The following is a 21,266-nucleotide window of genomic DNA, read 5'->3' as shown; positions in this document are numbered from 1 at the left end:
ACGGCGACACCGAGCCAGTGCAGCGCCCCCATACTCCAGCCCATACTCATCATGTCGTGCATGTTGGTTCCTCCATTGAAGTAGCAGCCGCAGCTCGCTGGTGCACCGGCGTGGGCGCGATTGCCTTGCTGTCTGTCTCCTGGGCCGGCGGCAGCCGCCAGCCCTTGATCAGGCCGTAGATCGCCGGGATCACCAGCAGCGTCAGCACGGTCGAGGAGACCATGCCGCCGATCATCGGCACGGCGATGCGCTGCATCACCTCCGAGCCGGTGCCGGTGTTCCACAGGATCGGCATGAGGCCGGCCATGATCGCGACCACCGTCATGATCTTCGGCCGCACGCGCTCGACCGCGCCGAGCATAATCGCCTCGTGCAGATCGGCACGCGTGAAGGCCCTCCCCTGCGCGACGCAGCGCGCCCGCACCTCGCTGAGCGCATGGTCCAGATAGATCAGCATGATCACGCCAGTCTCGGCGGCAACGCCGGCGAGCGCGATGAACCCGACGGCGACCGCCACCGACATGTTGAAGCCCTGCCACCAGAGCAGCCAGACGCCGCCGACCAGGGCGAAGGGCAGTGAGAGCATGACAATGATGGTCTCGGTCAACCTGCGGAAGTTCAGGTAGAGCAGCAGGAAGATGATCGCGAGTGTCACGGGCACGACAAGCTTGAGGCGGGCCTCGGCCCGTTCAAGGTATTCGAACTGGCCGCTCCAGGCGATGCGGTAGCCTGCCGGCAGCGTGATGCTTTGCGTGATCGCGTTCTGGGCATCGCGAACATAGCCGCCGAGATCACGTCCGACGGTGTCGACGAAGATGTAAACCGCCAGTTCGCCGTTCTCGGTGCGGATCGATGTCGCGCCGCGCTTGCGTTCGACACTCGCGACCTCGCCGAGCGGCACGCTGGCACCGGAAGGGGTCGAAACCTGGACCTCGCGGGCGATCGCCTGCGGATCGGAGCGCAGGTCGCGGGGGTAGCGGATGATGACGCCGTAGCGCTCGCGCCCCTCGACCGTCGTCGTCACAGTCTCGCCGCCCATCGCCATCACGATCGCATTCTGGACGTCGCCGACAGAAAGCCCGTAGCGCCCGAGCGCGATCCTGTCCGGCACGATGTCGAGGAAGTAGCCGCCGATGACACGCTCGGCATAGGCGCTGCTCGTTCCCGGCACCGCCTTAAGGACGGTTTCGATTTGTCGAGATACCGCCTCCATCTGTGCCAGATCCGTGCCGAAAACCTTGACGCCGATCGGCGTGCGGATGCCGGTCGCCAACATGTCGATGCGGGCTCGGATCGGCTGCGTCCAGGCATTGGAGACGCCGGGGAACTGGAGCGCCTTGTCCATCTCAGCCTTGAGGCTGTCGAGGGTGACACCGTCGCGCCATTCCGTCTTGGGTTTCAGGTTGATGATGGTTTCGAACATCTCGGTCGGCGCCGGATCGGTCGCGGTCTGGGCGCGGCCAGCCTTGCCGTAGACCGAGGCGACCTCCGGGAAGGAGCGGATGATTCGGTTCTGAGTTTGCAGAAGCTCGGCCGCCTTGGTCACGGAGATGCCGGGCAAGGTCGTCGGCATGTACATCAGCGTGCCCTCGTTCAGCGTCGGCATGAACTCGGAGCCGAGCTGCCGCGCCGGCCAGACGCTGACGCCGAGGGCCGCCAGGGCCAGCAGGATCGTCAGCACCTTGGCCTTGAGCACGCCGCGGATGAGCGGGCGGTAGAGTGCGATCAGGACCCGGTTGATCGGGTTCTTGTGCTCCGGAATGATCCTTCCTCTGACGAACACGACCATCAGCGCCGGCACCAGCGTCACCGAGAGCCAGGCCGCCGCCGCCATGGCGAAGGTCTTGGTGTAAGCGAGCGGCCCGAACAATCGGCCTTCCTCCGCCTCGAGCGTGAAGATCGGCAGGAACGACACTGTGATGACGAGCAGGCTGAAGAATAATGCCGGCCCGACCTCGCTTGCCGCCTCGATCAGGATCTCGATGCGCGGCTTGTCGGGCGCTGCCCGTTCAAGGTGCTTGTGGGCGTTTTCGATCATGACGATGGCGGCATCGATCATGGCGCCGACGGCAATCGCGATGCCGCCGAGGCTCATGATGTTCGAGCCGAGGCCGAGCGCCTTCATTGCCGCGAAGGCCATCAGGATACCGACCGGTAGCATGATAATCGCCACCAGGGCGCTGCGCAGATGCAGCAGGAAGACGACGCAAACCAGGGCGACGATGATGCTCTCTTCGATCAGCGTGCCCTTCAGCGTCTCGATCGCCCGCTCGATCAATCCGGAGCGATCATAGACCGATACGATCTCGGTCCCGCCCGGCAGGCTCGGCACGATCTCGGCGAGGCGCGCCTTGGCGCGCTCGATCACGGCAAGCGCGTTGGCCCCGAAGCGCTGCAAGATGATGCCGCTAGCGACCTCGCCCTCGCCGTTGAGCTCGGTGATACCGCGCCGCTCGTCCGGCCCGATCTCGACCCGGGCGACATCGGAGAGGCGAAGCGGCACGCCCCGATCGCTCTTCAGGACGATGTTCTCGATATCGGCGATCGACTTCAGATAGCCGCGACCGCGCACCATGAACTCGAACTCGCTGAGCTCGACAGTGCGCCCGCCGACGTCGAGATTACTGCTGCGGACGGCCTCGCGCAGCACCGCCAGCGAGACGCCCTGGGCGCGCAGCCGCACCGGATCGACCACGATCGCATATTGCTTGACGAAGCCGCCGACGCTGGCGACCTCGGCCACACCCTCGGCACGCGACGCGGCAAAACGGATTCTCCAATCCTGCAGCGAGCGCAATTCGGCCAGGGTCATGTCCTTGGCCATCACGGCGTATTGATAAACCCAGCCGACGCCGGTCGCGTCCGGCCCGAGCGTTGGGGTCACACCTGAGGGCAGACGGCGCGCTGCCGTGTTGAGATATTCGAGCACGCGCGAGCGCGCCCAATAGGGGTCGGTGCCATCCTCGAAGATCACGTACACGAAGGAGACGCCGAAGAAGGAGAAGCCGCGCACGACGCGCGCCTTCGGCACGGTCAGCATTGACGTCGTCAGCGGATAGGTAACCTGGTCTTCGATCACCTGCGGCGCCTGGCCGGGATACTCGGTGTAGACGATGACCTGAACGTCGGAGAGGTCCGGAATGGCGTCGAGCGGCAAGGTCCTGAGCGCGTAGACGCCGGCTGCCACAGCGAAGGCCGCTCCGACAAACACCAGGACCAAGTTGCGCGCCGACCAAGCGATCAAGCGGGCGATCATGGTTTGGCCTCCGGCTGTGCAAAGCCGCTCAGGGCGGCCTTGAGGTTGCTCTCGGCATCGATCAAGAAATTGGCCGAGACGACGACGCGGTCGCCCTCGGAGACGCCCTCGCTGATCGCGACCAGACCGTCGCCGCGGCGGCCGAGCTTGACCTCACGCGGCTCAAACCGGCCTTCGCCCAGATCCAAAATCACAATGCGCCTTGTGCCGCTGTCGATGACGGCGCTGCTGGGGACCGCGAGCGCGGCGCTTGCATCGCCCGCGCCGATTTCGACATCGGCGTACATATTCGGCAGCAAGACGCCATCGGGATTGGCGAGCTCAATGCGGACCTTGGCCGTGCGCGTCGCCTCGGCAATCTGCGGATAGATCACGCTGACGCGCCCTTCGAACGCAACCCCGGGACGCCCGCGCAGCCGAACCGTCGTTGGCGCGCCGATACGAACGTCGGATAGCTCGCGCTCCGGCACGTCGGCCAGGACCCAGATCGTCGAAATGTCGGCGAGCCGGAACAGGCTGGTTCCAGCCGCCATCTTCATGCCGTCGCTGACATTGCGCTCCAGCACGATACCGTCGCGCGGCGCTGACCAGTTGATCGTCGGTGGCACCTTCCGGCTGCGCTCGATCTCGGCGATGATTTCAGGGGGAACGCCGAGGTTTTCGAGACGCTGCCTTGCACCGCCCTCGGGCACACCGCGTGCAGCGGCATTGAGCTCGGTGATGAACTGGGCGCCAGCCGTGCTGATTTCAGGCGAGTAGATGCGCGCGAGCCGCGTACCCTTGGCGACGCGATCGCCAGTCGTCACCGGCGCGACCTCCTGGACGAAGGCGTCCGCGCGTATCGCCACGACGGAAATGCGTCGCTCGTCGAGCTGCACCACCCCCGGAACCCGAATGATCTGAGCGATGCTTTGGCGACGGACCGGTTCGGATCGCACCCCACTGCGCTGGATGCGCCCCGGCGTGAGCTTGATGATCCCGTCCTCGCTCGCTTCACCTGCGTAGACGGGGAGATAGTCCATCCCCATCGAGTCCTTCTTCGGCACCGGCGAGGTGTCCGGCAGCCCCATGGGATTGCGGTAGTAAAGGATGCGCCCCTTCTCCGCTTGGGCCGCCTGCTCCTTGCTCTCTGGCTTCTCCTCGAAGGCGATGTCCTCGCTGGCCCGCACGGCCCTGAATGGCCGGCCATCGGCCGATTGACGCGGCTCGGCCGAATAGACCGGCTTGCGATCCGGATCCTGATAGTAGACCACGGGCCCAGTTGCGGCGGGCTCGTTCGCGGCGAGCGACCCTTCGATGCCGAGCCAATTCCGCAGAGCAGGCAGCGCGATCCCGCGATGACCGGCCCAATAGCCTGCTCCTCCCGCCGCCAGAACAGCGGCGAGCGCAAAAATCCCGAACAACGCGCGTTTCATGGCAGAGCCTTGAGGACCAGCTTGTTTGCAAGCGTGCCGGTCTCACCCTGGACCTTGGCAGCGAGCGACAAGCGCCAACCGCCCTCCATGACCAAATTGGTCTTGAAGCTGTAGGCACCTGCTTCCGGAGCTGGGAGCACTTCGATCGGAGCGGCCATCGTGGCCATGCCTTCCGGCTCCATGTCGATGCGCTTGGCAAATATGACAGCATCCGGCACCGGCTTGCCGGATCGCTTGTCGATCAGCTTGACGGTGATGACGACACCGTCGCCCTGCTTGAATTCGCTCTGGGTGAGCTGGAATTCATAGTCGTTGATCTCCGCCAGAGCCGGCAACGCGATGGCGGCAAGCGGAAGAGCGGCGACGAGCGCGCGCAAAATTGGGTTAATACCCATTGTCGAAATCCTGAGACGGTGACGCTGCTACACCTGCGCGCGCAGCTCCCAACGTGGCGTTAGCCACGGTTCACCGACCGCACGGCATCACCGTGCGATCGCAGCCGGCACATCAGCGCCGGCGATGTCTCAGCTTCGTGGTGGTCGGGCCGGAGGTTCCCCCGGTCGCGAGATGCGTAGCGCCTCGTTAGGGGCAAGCCCGAGCGCCGCGACAACAGGTCGAACGACTGTGGCGAAAACCGCTGGCGCGCTCGCAAAGCACTTCGCTAGGCAGAAGCTCACGGCCGGGCAGTTCGTCGTGCAATCGGGCTGCTTGTCTATCGGATTGGGACAGCACGGCATCTCAGGCGACATTGCCGCCATCGTCTCATTGTCAATGCGGGCATAGCCGGCCTTTGCCGGCGTCACCAGGGCAGCCACCATCGTGGCCGTGACAAACAGGCCCAAGACCAAGACGTGAGTGAGAAGCCGAAACCTCATGACATCAGTTCTGCCATGGCGGCGAAGTTCGCAAAAGAGCGAGAACTGCGGCTGTTTGACCGGGATCAAGCAAATCGCTGCTTCGTGATCTCACTCTTGGCTCTTCAGCATGCGGCGCAGAATGTCATCGCGGCGATAGAAATGGTGCCATAGTGCCCCGGCAACATGGATCAGCGCGAGCACCAGGAGCGTCCAGCTGAGCAATCGGTGCAGGGGCGCTGCGCGGAAGCTGAGATACATCGCAACCGTGCCCGTGAACGGCAAGAACAGCAGGAGGCCATAGAGAGCGACATGAACGCCTGTCGCAGCCCATCGTTCGAGCGGCGACAAGCCTTCGAGCGACGGGCGGCCATAGAAGTAGCGCAGCGCAATCTGGATCAATGCCAGTCCCAAGATCAGCCAGCCGATCCAGGCGTGGACCTGGTGCAAAAACAGATCGAACGGGTCGGGCTTGGTGAAACCATGCGCCAAATGGGTGCGCTGGATCGCCCAGGATGTCGGAACCTGGGCGATGCATAGAACCGGCACGCTCCAGTGGATCCAGCGCTGATAGGCGCCAAACGACCTGCCCGAGCTGATCTTGGGAACAAGAACGCTTTGCAACAAGCTCACGATGCAGATCCGTTCATGGGGACGCCAGCTGCGATCGTCCGAGCCGAGGCACCGGACACAACGCATTCGATCCCGAGAAACATTAAATATCGCCCTACTTGAGTGACACTGTCCTTAAGCGCAGCGCGTTGGCAATCACGCTGACCGAGGACAAGGCCATCGCCGCCGCTGCAATGATCGGGGACAGCAGCAGTCCGAATATTGGATAGAGCACGCCTGCGGCGACGGGCACGCCCGCCGCATTGTAGATGAAGGCGAAGAACAGGTTCTGCCGGATATTGCTCATTGTCGCCCGGCTCAGCTGAAGCGCGCGTACGATGCCCTCCAGATCGCCCTTGAGCAGGGTTACCCCGGCGCTTTCGATCGCGACATCGGTGCCCGTGCCCATCGCGATCCCGACATCGGCCGCCGCTAGCGCAGGGGCGTCGTTGACCCCGTCGCCGGCCATGGCTACCACTCGGCCCTCCGCGCGCAACCTGCTGACGACCGCGCTCTTGTCCTCGGGAAGGACCTCGGCTTCGACCTCGTCGATACCGAGCCGGCGCGCGACCGCCTGTGCCGTCGTCTTGTTGTCGCCGGTCAGCATGACCACCCGAATTCCGGCGGCCTTGAGGGACTCGATTGCCTTCGGGGTGGTCTGCTTGACCGGATCGGCGATGGTCAGCAGGCCGGCGACGTGGCCATCGATCGCGACGAAGATCACCGTGCCGCCCTCGGCGCGCAGCGTTTCCGCTTCGGCCGCTTGAGCGGCGGTATCAATGCCGGCCTCAGTCATGATCCGATGGCTGCCGATTACGAGCGCGCGACCTTCGACGGTACCCGTGACGCCCTTGCCGACCGGGCTGTCGAAATCCTGTGCCTCGGCCAGGGCGAGGCCGCGCTCCTTGGCGGCATCGACGATCGCGGCGGCGAGCGGATGCTCGCTCGCCCGCTCCAGCGAAGCGGCAAGCCGCAGCAGCTCGTTCTCATCGATTGCGCCGACCGGCTTCAGCCCGGTCAGCCGCGGCTTGCCTTCGGTCAGCGTGCCGGTCTTGTCGACGACGAGGGTATCGACCTTCTCGAAGCGCTCCAGCGCCTCGGCATTCTTGATCAGCACGCCGAGATGCGCGCCGCGCCCGACCCCGACCATGATCGACATCGGCGTCGCCAGGCCGAGCGCGCAGGGGCAGGCAATGATCAGCACGGCGACGGCGGCGACGAGGCCGTGGGCAAAGCGCGGCTCCGGTCCGAACGCCATCCAGGCGCCGAAAGCGACGATAGCGATGACGATAACGAGCGGTACGAACCATCCGGCCACCTGGTCCGCCAGGCGCTGGATCGGCGCTCGCGAGCGTTGGGCTTCCGCCACCATCGAGACGATCCGGGCCAGCATGGTATCGCTGCCAACCTTACCGGCGCGCATAATGAATCCACCGGTCGTGTTGAGCGTGCCGCCGATCAGGGCCGCACCGACCTCCTTGGTGACCGGCATCGATTCACCCGTGACCATGGATTCGTCGATCGAGCTGCGGCCTTCGATCAGCTCGCCGTCGACCGGAACCGTCTCGCCCGGGCGAACCCGCAGGCGATCCTCGACATGGACCGCGTCGAGATTGATGTCCTCGTCCTCGCCATCATCCCTCACCCGCCGGGCCGTCTTGGGCACCAGGTCGAGCAAGGCCCGTATCGCCCCGCCTGTCTGCTCGCGAGCCCGCAGCTCGAGGACCTGACCGAGCAGCACGAGAACGGTAATCACGGCGGCTGCTTCGAAATAGACCGCGACCGCGCCTTCCGCAGAGCGGAGCGTTACCGGGAACAGGTTCGGGGCCACGGTGGCGACGACGCTGTAAGCCCAGGCAACGCCAGTGCCCATCGCGATCAGCGTGAACATATTCAGGCTGCGATTGACGAGCGAAGCCCAGGCTCGCTGAAAAAATGGCCAGCCGGCCCAGAGAACGACGGGCGTCGCCAAGATGAGCTGTAGCCAGTTCGAGCTCTGCTGGCTGAGCAGACTATGCAGGTCGACGAGATGGCCACCCATCTCCAGCACAACCACCGGCAGGGCGAGCACGACACCCACCCAGAACCGGCGTGTCATGTCGACGAGTTCGGCGCTGGGCCCCTCCTGAACCGTGGCGATCTCCGGTTCGAGCGCCATGCCGCAGATCGGGCAATTGCCCGGTCCAGACTGGCGGATCTGCGGATGCATCGGGCAGGTGTAGATCGCGCCTTCAGGCGCCGGCTTTGCTGCCACGGGGGATGGGGCCTCATGCCCGACATAAGCTTTCGGGTCGGCCTCGAATTTGCCGTGGCAGCCGGCGGAACAAAAGAAGTAGCTCTGTCCCGCATAGGAGGCGCGATGCTTGGCCGTGGAGGGGTCGACGGTCATGCCGCAGACCGGGTCTTTCACACTCTCCCCCGCTCCATGGGAATGGCCGTGGTGGTGTGAATGGTCATCGTGCTGATGACCGGCGTGACGCTGATGATCTGCCATGGATCGCCGCCTTGCTCCCCTTGCCCCCTACCTTGCCAATGCATGAGCGGCCGGCGGGTTCACGCTGGCCATCCGCGATCAGCCGACGCGGTCCGGGCTGGGCGTATATCCAGCGCCCGTCACGATCGATTTGATAGCGGAGAAGTCGGACGTTCCGACGACGCTGACGAGTTTCGAAGCCGGGTCGGCGGTGACCGCGGCTCCGGGCAATTGATCCTCGATCGCCTTCTTGATCGTGCCGGCGCAATGGCCGCAGGTCATGTCTTCGACGCGAAAGCTGATCGCGCCCTCAGGCGCGCCGGTTGCCTTGGCTGCGGTTCCGGAATGTTGCTGGCAGGAGCACATAGCTGCAATGTCCCATAGTTGACGGTTGCCGCAACTTGCGCCTTCCCACCGTGGGAAGGTCAAGCACCTTTCGTTCGATCTCGATCAGGTGCGCGCGCTGGCCAGTACCGCCGCCCTCAGTGCAGGATCTGGCTGAGGAAGAGCTTGGTGCGCTCGTGCTGCGGGTTCTTGAAGAACTCGTCGGGTTCGTTCATCTCGACGATCTGGCCGGCGTCCATGAAGATGACGCGGTCGGCAACCTGGCGGGCAAAGCCCATCTCGTGGGTGACGCAGAGCATGGTCATGCCCTCATCGGCGAGCGAGACCATGGTGTCGAGCACCTCCTTGACCATTTCCGGGTCGAGCGCCGAGGTCGGCTCGTCGAACAGCATGATCTTCGGGCTCATGCACAGCGAGCGGGCAATGGCGACGCGCTGCTGCTGGCCGCCCGAGAGCTGGCCCGGATACTTCAACGCCTGCTCGGGGATCTTGACGCGCTTGAGATAGTGCATCGCGATCTCCTCGGCGTCCTTCTTGGGCATCTTGCGAACCCAGATCGGCGCCAGCGTCAGGTTCTCCAGGATCGTCAGATGCGGGAACAGGTTGAAGTGCTGGAACACCATGCCGACGTCGCGGCGAATCTCGTCGATCTTCTTGAGGTCGTTGGTCAGCTCGGTGCCGTCGACGATGATCTGGCCCTTCTGATGCTCCTCCAGCCGATTGATGCAGCGGATCATTGTCGATTTGCCGGAACCTGACGGGCCGCAAATGACCAGCTTCTCGCCGCGCGAGACCTTGAGATTGATATCGCACAACACATGGAACTCGCCGAACCATTTGTTGACGCCGATCATCTCCACCGCCGTCGCGGTGTTGAGCGAGGTCGGCTTCAGCGCCGCAGGGCGAAGGTCTATTCTGGTTTCGGCCATGGCCAGGGTCATAGTGACGTCTCCTAATGAGCAGCGGGACCGCGCCGCTCGAGGAAATCGGCGAAGCGGGCGAAGGAGAAGGACAGCGCGAAGAAGATCGCACCGATGAACAGGAAGGTTTCGGCCGCCGGTGACGGCCAGGCCGGATCTGCGAGAGCAGCCTTGCCCGAACTGATCAGGTCGAACAGCCCAACCACGAGCACCAGGCTGGTGTTCTTGATCATCACGATGATGGTGTTCGCCAGGGCCGGGATCACCACCCTGATCGCCTGCGGCAGGATGACGAGATACTGCGTCCGCCAGAACGGCAAGCCGAGTGCAGCGGCGGCTTCGTATTGCCCTTTCGGGATCGCCTGCAGGCCGCCGCGGATGACCTCGGCCAGATAGGCCGCCGCGAAGATCGTCAGAGCGACGAGGGCGCGCACGAACTTGTCGGGCAGCAGTGCCTCCGGAAGGAAGAGCGGCAACATGATCGAGGCGACGAAGAGGATCGAGAGCAGCGGCAGGCCGCGGACCGACTCGATTGCGACCACCGCCCCGATCCTGACGACGGGCATGGCAGAGCGGCGCGCTAGCGCCAGCAGGATGCCGACCGGAAAGGCGATCCCGATGGCGACGACGGTGAGGATCAACGTCACCGGCAAGCCACCCCAGGCCGATGTCGGGACTTCTTCGAGCCCCAGGCCACCGCCCATCAGCCAGACGATGAGCGCAAGCGCCACCGCCCACAGCCGGACCAGCCGCGGTGTCCAGCTCGCCGGCCGAACCGACCAGCCGAGCAGCACCAGGATCAGCAGGCAGACCAGAGCGGGCCGCCAGCGCTCGTCGACCGGATAGATGCCAAACAGCAGCTGCCCTGATTTGGCGTAGATGAAGCTCCAGCAGGCACCCGACGCCGCGCGGCAGGCGGCAGGGTCCGGGTTGAACAGGACCGCGTCGAGCACGAGCCAGCGCAGCATGGGCGGCACGGCAACCAGGATTAATGCGCTGAAGACCAGCGTCAGGACGGCATTCAGCGGCGAACCGAACAGGAGCTTGCCGCTCCGCCGCAAGGAAGCCGGGAGCAGCGCAGACCATGCGCGCGTCGGCACAGGAGCCTCGGGGAGAGGGAGCGATATCGTCTTCACGGTCTCAGCGTTCCACGATCGCGATGCGGCGATTGTACCAATTGGCCGCGCTCGACAAGGTCAGGTTGAGGGCGAGATAGACGCCCAGGATGATGAAGACGCCTTCGATCGAATGGCTGGACTTGCTGATGATCGTGTTCATCACCGCGAGGAAATCCGGATAGCCGACGGCGATCGCCAGCGTCGAATTCTTGACGACGTTGATGTACTGGCTATTGAGCGGCGGCACGATCACCCGCAGCATTTGCGGGACCACGATGAGGCGCAGGATCTTGGCGCGCGACAAGCCGAGCGAGCGGCCGGCATCCCACTGCCCGGTGCCGACCGACAGCACGCCGCCGCGCACGATCTCGGCGATGAAGCCAGTGGTGTAGATGGTCAGGCCGATCAGGATCGTGCTGAGTTCCGGCGTCAGTTCGAGACCGCCGCGGAAATTCGAGCCGGTGAAGACAGGCCAGTCGATCGAGAATTCGACATTGGCCAGCCAGAGGCCGAGCAGTAGTGAGGCGACAGCTCCCCATGCGATCTCCGACCGGAAGCGCCGAAGGGAACCTGCACGCCAGGCTACGATGCCGAGCAGCATCGCGGCGAAGATCAGAGCAGCTCCTGCGCTATCGATTTCAAAGCGGGCGGCTGGAACAACGAAGCCGCGCATCGAGGTGGGCGAATTGTCGACCGTTTCGGATACCGAACCCACACGGAGAGATTTCCTCTACCTGACCACCGGCTTTACCGGTGCGGTGGGGGCAGGATTCTCCCTTTGGCCGCTGGTTGCCTCATTCCAACCGAGCGCCGACACGGTCGCGCTCGCCAGCGCAGAATTTGATCTGGCGCCCATTGAGCCTGGTCAGCGCATCACCGTCCAATGGCGCGGTCAGCCGGTTTTCATTGTCCGAAGAACGCCCGAGCAAATTGCTCGCGACCAAAAGGACGACACCGCCGCTCTTTTGGACCCCGAACCCGTCGAGAGGCGCTTACAGCGTCCCGATTGGCTGATCGTCGTCGGAGTGTGCACGCATCTCGGGTGTATACCGCTCGGACAGAAGACCGGGGATCCTCGCGGCGAGTACGGTGGCTGGTTCTGCCCCTGTCATGGCTCGGTTTATGACGCGCTGGGCCGCGTGCGTCGCAGGCCAGCGCCCAAGAACCTGATCGTTCCTCCCTACACGTTTCTAACGCAAGACAGAGTCCAGATCGGATAGTGAGCGCCGGCGACACGGGCGGCTGCGCATTCGTCTCAGTCGTGCACAGCTGCGATCCGTCACCGGAGCTCAACTCGCCATTCGCTCGCCACGAAGGGACATCTGGGAGCGGATCGGTATCGGAGAAGCGGCACCCTGGCCCATGGCCCTGGTGACCTCGCTGAAGCGTGCCTTCGCATCAGACCAGTTCTGCATGTAGTCAAACAGCTCGCGCAGAGCCGGCGAGATTTCGCGGTAAGCGGCAAGAGCGGCAACAAGCGCACCGAGCGACAATTGCTCCCTCACAACCAGATAGCCGCCGATGGTGAAGAAAAAGAACGGCGTCAGGTTGGAGGTGTAATTGTAAAATCCCTTGATTCTGCCTTTCAGGTCGCTGATTTCCACCCGAACTTTTTCCAGGCTCGCCGTCATCTGCATCTGACGACGTAAAATTGATTTGTCCGATGGGCAGCCTTCAGTCCGCGAGCCAAGAAATTTTGGATCGGAACCGTCTGACACCATAAGTCCGCCAAGCCTTCGCGTGGAACGAACCCTGTCGCGCACCTTCGCGTTCAGCCGTTTCTGCATGCCGGGCAAGAAGGTGAGCTGCAGGGGGAGCATCAGCAGCGCCGCCAAAGCCAGGGCCGGATTCTGCATCATCAGAAAGAGGATGCTGGTCAGTAGAGCCCCACCCTGAATGACGGGAACAACGGCAAGGCTCCCGCCGAAATACCCGATGGGCTCCACCTCTTGGACCACCACCGCAGACAGGTGCGCGCGCTGCTCGGCCGTCATACCGGCGCGGGCCCCACGTAAAACTCCGAGCCGAAGCCTGCGAACCAGGCGTTCGCTGACACGACCACGGCTACGCGTAGCCGCGTACTTGACCATCCCGTTCAGCGTCAGGGCTCCCAAGTAGCCTGCGCACAGCGCAAACAGGAGCGTCATGCGATCAAGCGGAATGCCCAGGAAGGTCATCTCCACGGGGCCGCTATCGCTGGCATCGGCGAGAGCGTGATTGATAATGTGCTTGGGTATCTCGAGCAGAAGCCATGCCGTTGGCAGCGTCATGATCGAAATAATCACGAGTTTCGCCTGCGGCTTTGCCGTAGCGCGTAGGATGTATGCCTCGAGCGAACGGGCACGATCGCCGACGTTTAGGCGATGGGCATCGCGCACAGTCGCTGCTCGCAAACGCGCGCGACGACGGCGCCTGCCATAGAAGCGCCGAAGAAAAAATCGGACAGCAATCCATAGCGTCCATGCCGGCGCGACAACAAACAACAGCGCCGCCGCAATATTGATCAGCCAATGACCATGCGGGTAATCAAGGCCCATGATCCGGTGACCCAGGTCATGGATAAATTGAATTGTAGAGTTCACGTCTTTCGACTCAACATTTGGTGGCGCAATGAATTTCTTATCCGCGCCACCGGCTTTCGCTTGGAGCTGTTACGCGTCCTAGCTTGGGGGCGCGCGCAGGGTGAGATAGAGTTCGGTCACTCCATCGCTATAATCGGCACCGGGATTGCGTTCGCAGAAGTTCCGCAAGAACTCGGCCTGTTTGAGAAGCGGATAAGCCTCTGGCATGAGATCCAGGTCTTCATCCTTCCCCGGAGGGGCCCTCCACAGCAAACCGCTCATGTAGCCCTGTGCCCAAGCAAGGAAATTCTTTTCGACTTCCGGCCTGCCGCTGGTTTCTCGCAAGAAATACTGACAGCTTGAGGCGCCGATTCCGACGATCTTGACCGTCTGAGCTTCGGCTTGGCCGAGAAACAACGCCGCAGCGGATACAGCCCAAAGCGACCATAGCGTGCTCATTCGAGATCGCTTCGAGCGGAATCTGGTCCTGCGAAGGCCTTTGCCGAAGTTGCTGAGCTTTGCTGGGTGTGACTTCATTCGGGATCATCCTGACTATGAGGTGGATGATGTGCTGAGCAGCGTCCGTTCGTGCAGACGATCTTGAAACGCCTGCCGAAGCAGTTCGCCTCAAAGACCTCACTCTGGCCAATCGGTTTGAGGCGCGTGACTTTGGCATTGGGACAGGCCGCTTCGACAAGCGCGCGCTGCAGATCGCCATCATCGGCCTGCACGTGAACGGCAACGACAGTGACGAGAACAACCAGCAAGACCAATCGCATGGCTCGCCTTTCAACTATTCTGTCTGCACGCCACGGCAAGTCTGTGACGGCGAGGAGGACACAAGGCGCAGGGGCTAAGGCGCGCTCTCGCTGCCCCATGCCGAGTTCATCGGCATTTGAGCGTCGAGGCGACTGCGACAGGGCACTCGGAGATTATGCTAGGTCAGCTTGCCGGCATCGGCATCGGCAGCTGCATGCGGCAAGGCGACTTGCGCCTTGCCGCATGTGAGCATCACTTGGTCTTCTGGAGCTTGGTGACGGTGATCTGGCCGTTGACGCGGTCAGCGTCGAACTTGATCTTGTCGCCGGCCTTGAGCCCCTTGAGCATGGCCGGATCGCTGGCGCGGAACACCATGGTCATGGCGTCCATGTCGAGGTTCTTGATCGCGCCGTGATTGATGGTGAGCTTGCCCTGGGGCTCGTCGACCTTGGTGACGGTACCGCTCACCGACTGGGCGGCGGCCGGCAGGGCGACGATCAGGAATGCGAGGGTGGCAGCAGTCTTCAGCATGGGACGCTCCTTTCGCTGAGAAGTTGCTTACTTGACGATGATCTTGCCGGTCATGCCCGCTTCGCGGTGACCGGGGATCAGGCAGGAGAAGTCGAATTCCCCCACCTTGGTGAAGGCCCAGACGATCTCGCCGGTCTTCTTCGGGGCGAGGCGCTTGGCGTTCGGGTCGTCGTGCTCCATGTCGGGGTTCTTCTGCATCTCGACGGCATGCTTGAGGTTCTCCTCGAGCGTCGCCAGGACGAGCTCGTGATCGAGTTCGCCGTTGTTGCGCAGAGAGAACTTCACCTGCTCGCCGCGGCGCACCTCGATCCGATCGGGGATGAAGGACATTTTGCCGTCCTTCTCGGTCATCACGACCTGGACGGGGCGGGCCGGCTTCTTGGGATCGCCGGGCTTGCCATAGGCGGTCTCGTCGCCATGGCCGTGGCCGGCCCCGCCGGGGCCCGCCAAGACGGTTCCGGCCGACATCAAAAGTGCGATCGCAGCCAGTTTGAACGTTGCAGTCTTCATATAGCTCTCCAGAGGTGGGTTTTTACTTCGTCGCCATTTCAGTGGTTGGAATGCGGGTTCTTTGCGGGTGCGCGCGGCTTGCCGTCCGGCCCGAGGTTCGGCTTGCGCGGGTCCTTGACCTTCCATTCGGTCGGTTCGAGGCCGCTGTCCGGGGAGGTGCCGCGCGGCGCCTCGGCGAGCTTCTGGCCCTTGTATTCGAAGGCGACGGTGCCTTCGGGATGCTTGAACCAGCCGGGGTCCTTGTAGTCGTTCTTCGCCAGCCCCTCGCGGACCTTCACCACCGAGAACATGCCGCCCATCTCGACGGGGCCGAACTGGGCGAAGCCCGTCATCATCGGCAAGGTGTTCTCCGGCAGCGGCATTTCCATCGAGCCCATCTCGCCCATGCCGTTCGAGCCCATCGGCATATAGCCCGGCGCGATCCTGGCGATCCGCTTGGCCAGGTCCTTCTTGTTCACACCGATATAGTTCTTCACCGAATGCCCCATCGCATTCATGGTGTGGTGCGATTTGTGGCAATGGATCGCCCAGTCGCCGAGCTCGTCGGCGACGAAGTCGAAGGCGCGCATCTGGCCGACAGCGACGTCGATCGAGACCTCGTCCCAGGCCGCGGCCGGATCGACCCAGCCGCCATCGGTGCACGAGACCTTGAACTCGTAGCCATGCATGTGGATCGGGTGGTTGGTCATCGTCAGGTTGCCGAAGCGGATCCTGACCTTGTCGTTCTTGCCCACGACGAGCGGGTCGATGCCCGGGAACACGCGGCTGTTCCAGCACCACATGTTGAACTCGGTCATTTCGGCGACGCGCGGCACATAGGAGCCGGGCTCGATGTCGAAGGCGTTGAGCAGGAAGACGAAGTCGCGATCGACGCGGCGGAAGGCCGGGTCCTTGGGATGGACGACGAAGAAGCCCATCATGCCCATCGCCATCTGCACCATCTCGTCCGAATGCGGGTGGTACATGTAGGTGCCCGAGCGCCGCAGCTGGAATTCGTAGACGAAGGTCTTGCCCGAAGGGATGTGCGGCTGGTTCAGGCCGCCGACGCCATCCATGCCGTTGGGCAGGCGCTGGCCGTGCCAGTGGATCGTGGTGCTCTCCGGCAGCTTGTTGGTGACGAAGATGCGGACCCTGTCGCCTTCGACCGCCTCGATCGTGGGCCCCGGCGACTGGCCGTTATAGCCCCAGAGATAGCCCTTCATCCCGGGCGCGAACTCGCGCACCACCGGCTCGGCGACGAGATGGAACTCCTTCCAGTCGCCGTTCATGCGCCAGGGCAAGGTCCAGCCATTGAGCGTCGCGACCGGCTGGTAGTCGGGCCCCGTCGTCGGCACCAGCGGCGCCTGCGTCGTCGCCTCGGTCATGGTCGGGGCCTCGGGCACGGCGGCGAAGGCCGTGCGTCCGGACACGGCACCGGCCGCGGCGACGACGAGGCCGGAGGTGCCGATGAAGCCTCTGCGCGATAGCGTGGTCATTGTTCCGCTCCTTCCGCCCCTCAGTGTCCGCCGCCGCCGGCATCGCCGCCGCCTGCTGCGGCTACCGTGGCCGAGCCGCCGCCTCCGCTGCCGCCGCCGATCAGCGCGTGCTTGAAGTCGGTATGGGCGATCCAGAAATCGCGCCGGGCATTGATCGCCGCGACATTCGAAAGGATGCGGTTGCGCGCATCGGTGATGAGATCGGTGACGTCGTTCAGCATGCCGCTGTATTGCAGCAGTGACTGCTCCTGGATGATCTTGCGCAGCGGCAGGACGTTGTTCTGGTACTGCCGGGTGATGTCGTAATTGGCTCGGTAGGCGGTATAGGCCTCGCGTGCCTCGGAGCGGGCATTGACCGCCTTCTCCGCCAGCCTATTGGCGGCCTGCATGTAGGTCTGTTCGGCGAGCGCCACCTTGGACTGGCCGAAATCATAGATCGGGATGTCGATCTCCAGCTCCAGCGTCCTGCTGCGGCTGGATTCGCGCTCGACATGGCCATCTGCGCCGATGCTGCGGCCGCGGTCATAGGTACGGCGTCCGAGCAGGTCTATGTCGTTGACGAAGCGCGTCGCATTGGCAAGGCCGAGCGATTTCGCCAGCGTGTCGAGCTCAGCGCGCGCGATCTGGATGTCGACGCGCTTGCGCAGAGCCTCAGCCTCGATCGCTTTCACCGATTGCAGCCGTGGTAGCGGCGGCAGGCTGCCGAGCCTGAACTTCAGGTCACCGCCCCAGAGCCCAAGCTGGCGCACGAGGCGCTCTCGTTCCTGAGATTGCTGCTGGCGCGCCTGGGCGAGCTGCACTGTCAATTCGGCCTCGAAAGCGAACTCGCGCGCCTGGTCGATCTTGTTGACGCCGCCGGATTCGCCGAGCCGCTTGAACAGCTCGGAGGCGGCATCTGCGGAAGCCTTGGCCTCCTGATAGAAGGCGACCTGGGCGTTGGCGGCGACCGAGCGATAATACTGACGCCGCGCGTCGGCAGCGAGCCGCAGCACCGCCTCGACCGCCCGCAACTGCGCGGTCCTGAAGCGGTCGCCGGCGATCTCGGCCCTGGCCGGCAAGGTGATGAGCGCGAGCAGGCTGCCGACGATCTGGCGCTCGACCTCGACCTCGAAACGGCCGGAGAGCTTGGAGATCCCGAAGCGCGGATTGGGCGGCAGGCTGGCGGCGACCATCTGTGCCTCGGCGATGCCGAGCTCGTTGAAGGCGGCCTGCAGGCCGCGATTGTTGAGCAGCGCGACCTGCACGGCGCTGTCAGCCGTCAGCGGCTTGCGCAGGAGCTGGTCGACCCGCGCCTTGGCCGTCAGCGCCGCCTGATCGTCTCCGATCTTGGTCACGTCCTTGCCGATTTCGGCATACGCCGCGGCCTGGATCGGCGCCATGCCGCCATCGGGCGAGAAGCCGGCGCAGCCGCCGAGCAGGGCCGCCGTGCCGGCGAGCAGGCCCCAACGCAGCAGATGGCGGGCGTTCGGCACAGTCGGAGCAGTCAAGGCTGGCCTTTCGATCGATGGCGCAAGGGAAGTGGTTGGACGAACAGGCAGCGTCATGATTTCGGCCCGACCTGGCGGTTGAGTTCGCGCCAATCCTTCGGATCGGTTGGACGAAAAGTCGCGGCGCCGGCGGTCACGCTGCGGTAGGCGACAGCGGGGACGCGGACGTTCGGATCGGCCGGTCTTGCCAGATGATCCGGGACCGTGGCGGAGCAGGCGCCCAACGCCAATCCTATGCCTGCCAAGAACGGCACCTTCACGAACGTCACGATTCGGCTCCCTATGTTTCCACGAGATAGGGGTAGCAGCGCTCTTCCGCCCGTGTCCGTTACAAATTGTATCAAAGCAACGCGGGCGGCGGCGCGACAAGCGCGCTATTCTGCGATCGCCGAGACGGCAAAAGCATGAAGACACAAGTTTGTTCAGGAAACTCACGCGCGAGATGGATCAGGATCCGATCAAGACTGTAGCCGATGATCACGGGCATATTCTGGTGGTGGATGACGATCCACAGATCAGGCTCCTCGTCACCCGCTTTCTCCAGCGCCACGGCTATGAGGTCACCGGAGCGCCGGATGGCCGCGTGATGATGGATGTCCTGGCTCGCACAACCATCGATCTGATCGTCCTCGACCTGATGCTGCCGGGCCGATCCGGCGTCGAGCTCTGCCGCGACGTGCGCGCGACCTCGCAGGTGCCGATCGTGATGCTGACGGCCCGCAGCGAAGAGAGCGATCGGATCATCGGGCTTGAGGGCGGAGCTGACGATTATGTGACCAAACCGTTCAGTCCGCGTGAGCTGCTGGCACGCATTCGAGCCGTCCTACGTCGGTCCCGGACGGCGCGCGGCGCGACTGAGCCTCGACCCACCGAGGTCATTACCTTCGATGGCTGGACGATGGACCTGCGGCGGCGCGAGCTCCAGTCGCCTGCGGGAACGCTGATCGATCTCTCAACCGGTGAGTTCGACCTGTTGGTTGCCTTCGCTGAACATGCCAACCGCGTCCTGTCGCGAGAAAGCTTGATGCAGTTCGCCAAGGCCCGGACCAGCGGTGCCCACTTCGATCGCACGATCGACGTCCAGATCAGCCGCCTGCGCCGCAAGCTTGAAGCCGTGACGAATGGTGGTCACCTCATAAAAACCGTTCGTGGCTCCGGCTATTTGTTTGCGTCCGACGTCCGCGTGCGGGAAGGACATTCCGCTTGAAGACGCTCACCCAACGAGTCTGGCCCGACACCGTCGCCAGCCGCGCCATCCTGATCCTGGTTGCGGCGCTGCTGGCTTTTCACCTGCTCGGCTTCTGGGCCTATCGTGTCGGCTTCGAGAGCCTCGCGACGGCGGCGCGCGACCGCGGCCTTGCCGAGCGCGTCGTCTCGATCAAGCGAGCGATCGCGAGCACTCCTGACGCGCCGGAGCGCGATCGCGTCGCGCATGATCTGTCGAGCGCCAGCCTCGAAGTGCACTGGAGCAAGGTCAGCCTGGTGCTCGGCAACGCACAGGCGACAGAGCGAGCCAAGATGATGGAGGCGCGGCTCAAGGAGCTGGCTCCCGAACTCGCCACGGAGTCATTCCGGGTCGGCTTTGCGGATGACGGAGCTTTGGGAAGCGGAAAGGCTGATGCCTACCGGCACATGATGCTGGTCTCAGTCCGGCTGGCCGACGGCTCCTGGGTGAACTTCTCGTCCTCCGCCCTCGGAGCAAGCCAGCATATCGACTGGAGTGTAGTCGCAATCACTATCTGCTTCGGCGTCGGAATCGTCGTCGTCGCCTTGTTGCTGCTGCGCTGGGCGACGCGACCACTGCGCGATCTCGCCGTCGCGGCCGAGCGCTTCAGCCTTGATCAGACGCCCCAACCACTTCCCGAGAACGGTCCCATTGAGGTGCGCCGGGCAGCCCGCGCTTTCAACACCATGCGCGAACGCATCCAGCGCCTCGTCACCGAGCGCATGCAAGCCATGGCAGCGGTCTCGCACGATCTGCGCACGCCGATCACGCGCCTCAGGCTCCGCTCCGAGCTCTTGGACGATGAGCCTACGCGTGTACTCATCGATGGCGATCTCGGCGAGATGGAAGCTATGATCGATTCGACGCTCGAATATCTGCGCGGTGGGGTCTCTAGCGAGGCGATCCGACGGATTGACCTCGCCTCGGTCATCGAGACGATCGTCGACGATCATATTGACCAAGGGCACTGCGTCGCGCTGGCGGGGCTTACATCCGCCCCGGTTCTGGGACGCATGCTGTCCCTGAAGCGCGCCTTCTCCAACATCATCGGCAATGCCATCAAATATGGCGAGACAGTCAGCGTCATGATTGCCGAGGCCAATGATCAACTCGTCATCACGGTCGAGGACGAAGGGCCCGGCATCCCGGAAGCCGATATGGGACGTGTGTTTCATCCTTTCGTTCGTCTTGAGGAATCCCGCGGCCGCCAGACTGGCGGCACCGGCTTGGGGCTCACCATCGCAGCATCCGTGATCCAAACTCACGGCGGACAGATCAAACTGGCCAACCGCGCGACCGGCGGTCTATGTGTCACGATCACCATGTCGAAAGTGGGCGATACCGGAGCCCAGCCGAGTGGTTCCTCGCCTGGCCAGTCAGTCGGTCAAGCTGATCATCAGCGGCAGATTGCCTAGCTAGCCCCCCTGCAAAAGCCGACAAGCGGGCTTCGGTCACGAAAAGCGGGTCTGACGCATTTCTGCTGACGCTTGCGGTCATTGCGCGCCGATCAGGCGCGCCTGGAGAAGGTCGACCGTAAGCGCCCCGCCGGTGCCCTACGGATTTGGGGTTGAGGTTTTGCGGAAGCGCCATGGCATGAGGTCTTCGACGGTGCTTTGAGGGTAGCCGTTGAGGCTCTGTCGCAAACTGCTGCACGAGATTGGCTGTGGTATGATGGCTGCTCCGCATTGTGGGAGTCGTTCGATGTTCAAAGGCCGCCATTTCGAC

The 21,266-nt window shown here is 63.7% G+C and carries 20 protein-coding genes; 3 read left to right on the top strand and 17 right to left on the bottom strand.

Annotation, left to right across the window (positions count from 1 at the left end):
- Positions 1–49: 49 nt before the first annotated feature.
- The 9 genes from BMZ69_RS15880 to BMZ69_RS15840 all read right to left on the bottom strand — a co-directional run bounded on the left by BMZ69_RS15880 (position 50) and on the right by BMZ69_RS15840 (position 11,594).
- A complete protein-coding gene (locus tag BMZ69_RS15880) occupies positions 50–3,256 on the bottom strand; it encodes an efflux RND transporter permease subunit (protein ID WP_092158269.1) in 3,207 nt (1,068 codons plus the stop codon).
- Positions 3,253–4,671 carry an efflux RND transporter periplasmic adaptor subunit gene (locus BMZ69_RS15875; RefSeq protein ID WP_092158267.1) on the bottom strand — a complete coding sequence of 473 codons (1,419 nt, stop codon included), beginning with the start codon at positions 4,669–4,671 and terminating at the stop codon, positions 3,253–3,255. Before BMZ69_RS15875 ends, BMZ69_RS15880 begins: the two co-directional genes overlap by 4 nt.
- Positions 4,668–5,066 carry a FixH family protein gene (locus BMZ69_RS15870; protein ID WP_092158265.1) on the bottom strand — a complete coding sequence of 133 codons (399 nt, stop codon included), beginning with the start codon at positions 5,064–5,066 and terminating at the stop codon, positions 4,668–4,670. Before BMZ69_RS15870 ends, BMZ69_RS15875 begins: the two co-directional genes overlap by 4 nt.
- 570 nt (positions 5,067–5,636) lie before the next feature.
- Positions 5,637–6,158 carry a cytochrome b gene (locus BMZ69_RS15865; protein ID WP_175506824.1) on the bottom strand — a complete coding sequence of 174 codons (522 nt, stop codon included), beginning with the start codon at positions 6,156–6,158 and terminating at the stop codon, positions 5,637–5,639.
- A gap of 94 nt (positions 6,159–6,252) precedes the next feature.
- Complete coding sequence (locus BMZ69_RS15860) at positions 6,253–8,631, bottom strand: heavy metal translocating P-type ATPase (protein WP_092158261.1); 2,379 nt, start codon at positions 8,629–8,631, stop codon at positions 6,253–6,255.
- Positions 8,632–8,709: 78 nt separating this feature from the next.
- Entirely contained in the window at positions 8,710–8,976 is a 267-nt protein-coding gene (locus BMZ69_RS15855) for a heavy-metal-associated domain-containing protein (RefSeq protein WP_092158259.1), read from the bottom strand.
- A gap of 116 nt (positions 8,977–9,092) precedes the next feature.
- A complete protein-coding gene (locus BMZ69_RS15850) occupies positions 9,093–9,809 on the bottom strand; it encodes an amino acid ABC transporter ATP-binding protein (RefSeq protein ID WP_092158529.1) in 717 nt (238 codons plus the stop codon).
- 98 nt (positions 9,810–9,907) lie between these two features.
- Entirely contained in the window at positions 9,908–10,975 is a 1,068-nt protein-coding gene (locus BMZ69_RS15845) for an amino acid ABC transporter permease (protein ID WP_244543394.1), read from the bottom strand.
- Positions 10,976–11,015: 40 nt separating this feature from the next.
- Positions 11,016–11,594: an ABC transporter permease subunit gene (locus BMZ69_RS15840; protein WP_244543393.1), complete on the bottom strand. Its 579-nt coding sequence runs from the start codon at positions 11,592–11,594 to the stop codon at positions 11,016–11,018.
- Here BMZ69_RS15840 and petA point away from each other — a divergent pair.
- Entirely contained in the window at positions 11,581–12,213 is a 633-nt protein-coding gene (petA, locus tag BMZ69_RS15835) for a ubiquinol-cytochrome c reductase iron-sulfur subunit (RefSeq protein WP_092158527.1), read from the top strand. The genes BMZ69_RS15840 and petA overlap by 14 nt on opposite strands.
- A gap of 69 nt (positions 12,214–12,282) precedes the next feature.
- Here petA and BMZ69_RS15830 read toward each other — a convergent pair whose 3' ends face one another.
- From BMZ69_RS15830 to BMZ69_RS31170, 8 genes are all read right to left on the bottom strand, one after another.
- A complete protein-coding gene (locus BMZ69_RS15830; protein ID WP_175506823.1) occupies positions 12,283–13,575 on the bottom strand; it encodes a multidrug ABC transporter ATPase in 1,293 nt (430 codons plus the stop codon).
- Between the two features lie 78 nt (positions 13,576–13,653).
- Positions 13,654–14,013 carry a hypothetical protein gene (locus BMZ69_RS15825; protein ID WP_092158255.1) on the bottom strand — a complete coding sequence of 120 codons (360 nt, stop codon included), beginning with the start codon at positions 14,011–14,013 and terminating at the stop codon, positions 13,654–13,656.
- 74 nt (positions 14,014–14,087) lie between these two features.
- On the bottom strand, positions 14,088–14,321 hold the full coding sequence (locus tag BMZ69_RS15820; protein WP_139219065.1) for a hypothetical protein: 234 nt from the start codon (positions 14,319–14,321) through the stop codon (positions 14,088–14,090).
- Between the two features lie 244 nt (positions 14,322–14,565).
- Positions 14,566–14,844: a copper-binding protein gene (locus BMZ69_RS15815; RefSeq protein WP_044450591.1), complete on the bottom strand. Its 279-nt coding sequence runs from the start codon at positions 14,842–14,844 to the stop codon at positions 14,566–14,568.
- 27 nt (positions 14,845–14,871) lie between these two features.
- Complete coding sequence (locus BMZ69_RS15810) at positions 14,872–15,354, bottom strand: cupredoxin domain-containing protein (RefSeq protein WP_092158251.1); 483 nt, start codon at positions 15,352–15,354, stop codon at positions 14,872–14,874.
- 38 nt (positions 15,355–15,392) lie between these two features.
- Complete coding sequence (locus tag BMZ69_RS15805; protein ID WP_092158249.1) at positions 15,393–16,829, bottom strand: multicopper oxidase family protein; 1,437 nt, start codon at positions 16,827–16,829, stop codon at positions 15,393–15,395.
- Between the two features lie 20 nt (positions 16,830–16,849).
- A complete protein-coding gene (locus BMZ69_RS15800) occupies positions 16,850–18,316 on the bottom strand; it encodes a TolC family protein (RefSeq protein WP_244543392.1) in 1,467 nt (488 codons plus the stop codon).
- A gap of 53 nt (positions 18,317–18,369) precedes the next feature.
- Positions 18,370–18,585, bottom strand: coding sequence for a hypothetical protein (locus tag BMZ69_RS31170; protein ID WP_139219064.1), 216 nt, complete (start codon positions 18,583–18,585; stop codon positions 18,370–18,372).
- Between the two features lie 149 nt (positions 18,586–18,734).
- Between BMZ69_RS31170 and BMZ69_RS15795 the strand changes: the two genes are divergently transcribed.
- Positions 18,735–19,523, top strand: coding sequence for a response regulator (locus BMZ69_RS15795; RefSeq protein WP_348272476.1), 789 nt, complete (start codon positions 18,735–18,737; stop codon positions 19,521–19,523).
- On the top strand, positions 19,520–20,956 hold the full coding sequence (locus BMZ69_RS15790; protein ID WP_092158243.1) for an ATP-binding protein: 1,437 nt from the start codon (positions 19,520–19,522) through the stop codon (positions 20,954–20,956). The genes BMZ69_RS15795 and BMZ69_RS15790 overlap by 4 nt, the downstream gene beginning before the upstream one ends.
- Positions 20,957–21,266: the final 310 nt, after the last annotated feature.

This window comes from Allobosea sp. CRIB-10 (assembly GCF_900112185.1).
GTDB lineage: Bacteria > Pseudomonadota > Alphaproteobacteria > Rhizobiales > Beijerinckiaceae > Allobosea.
The sequence above is the reverse complement of the archived record's forward strand: the minus strand, read 5'-3'. Positions and strand labels throughout refer to the sequence as shown.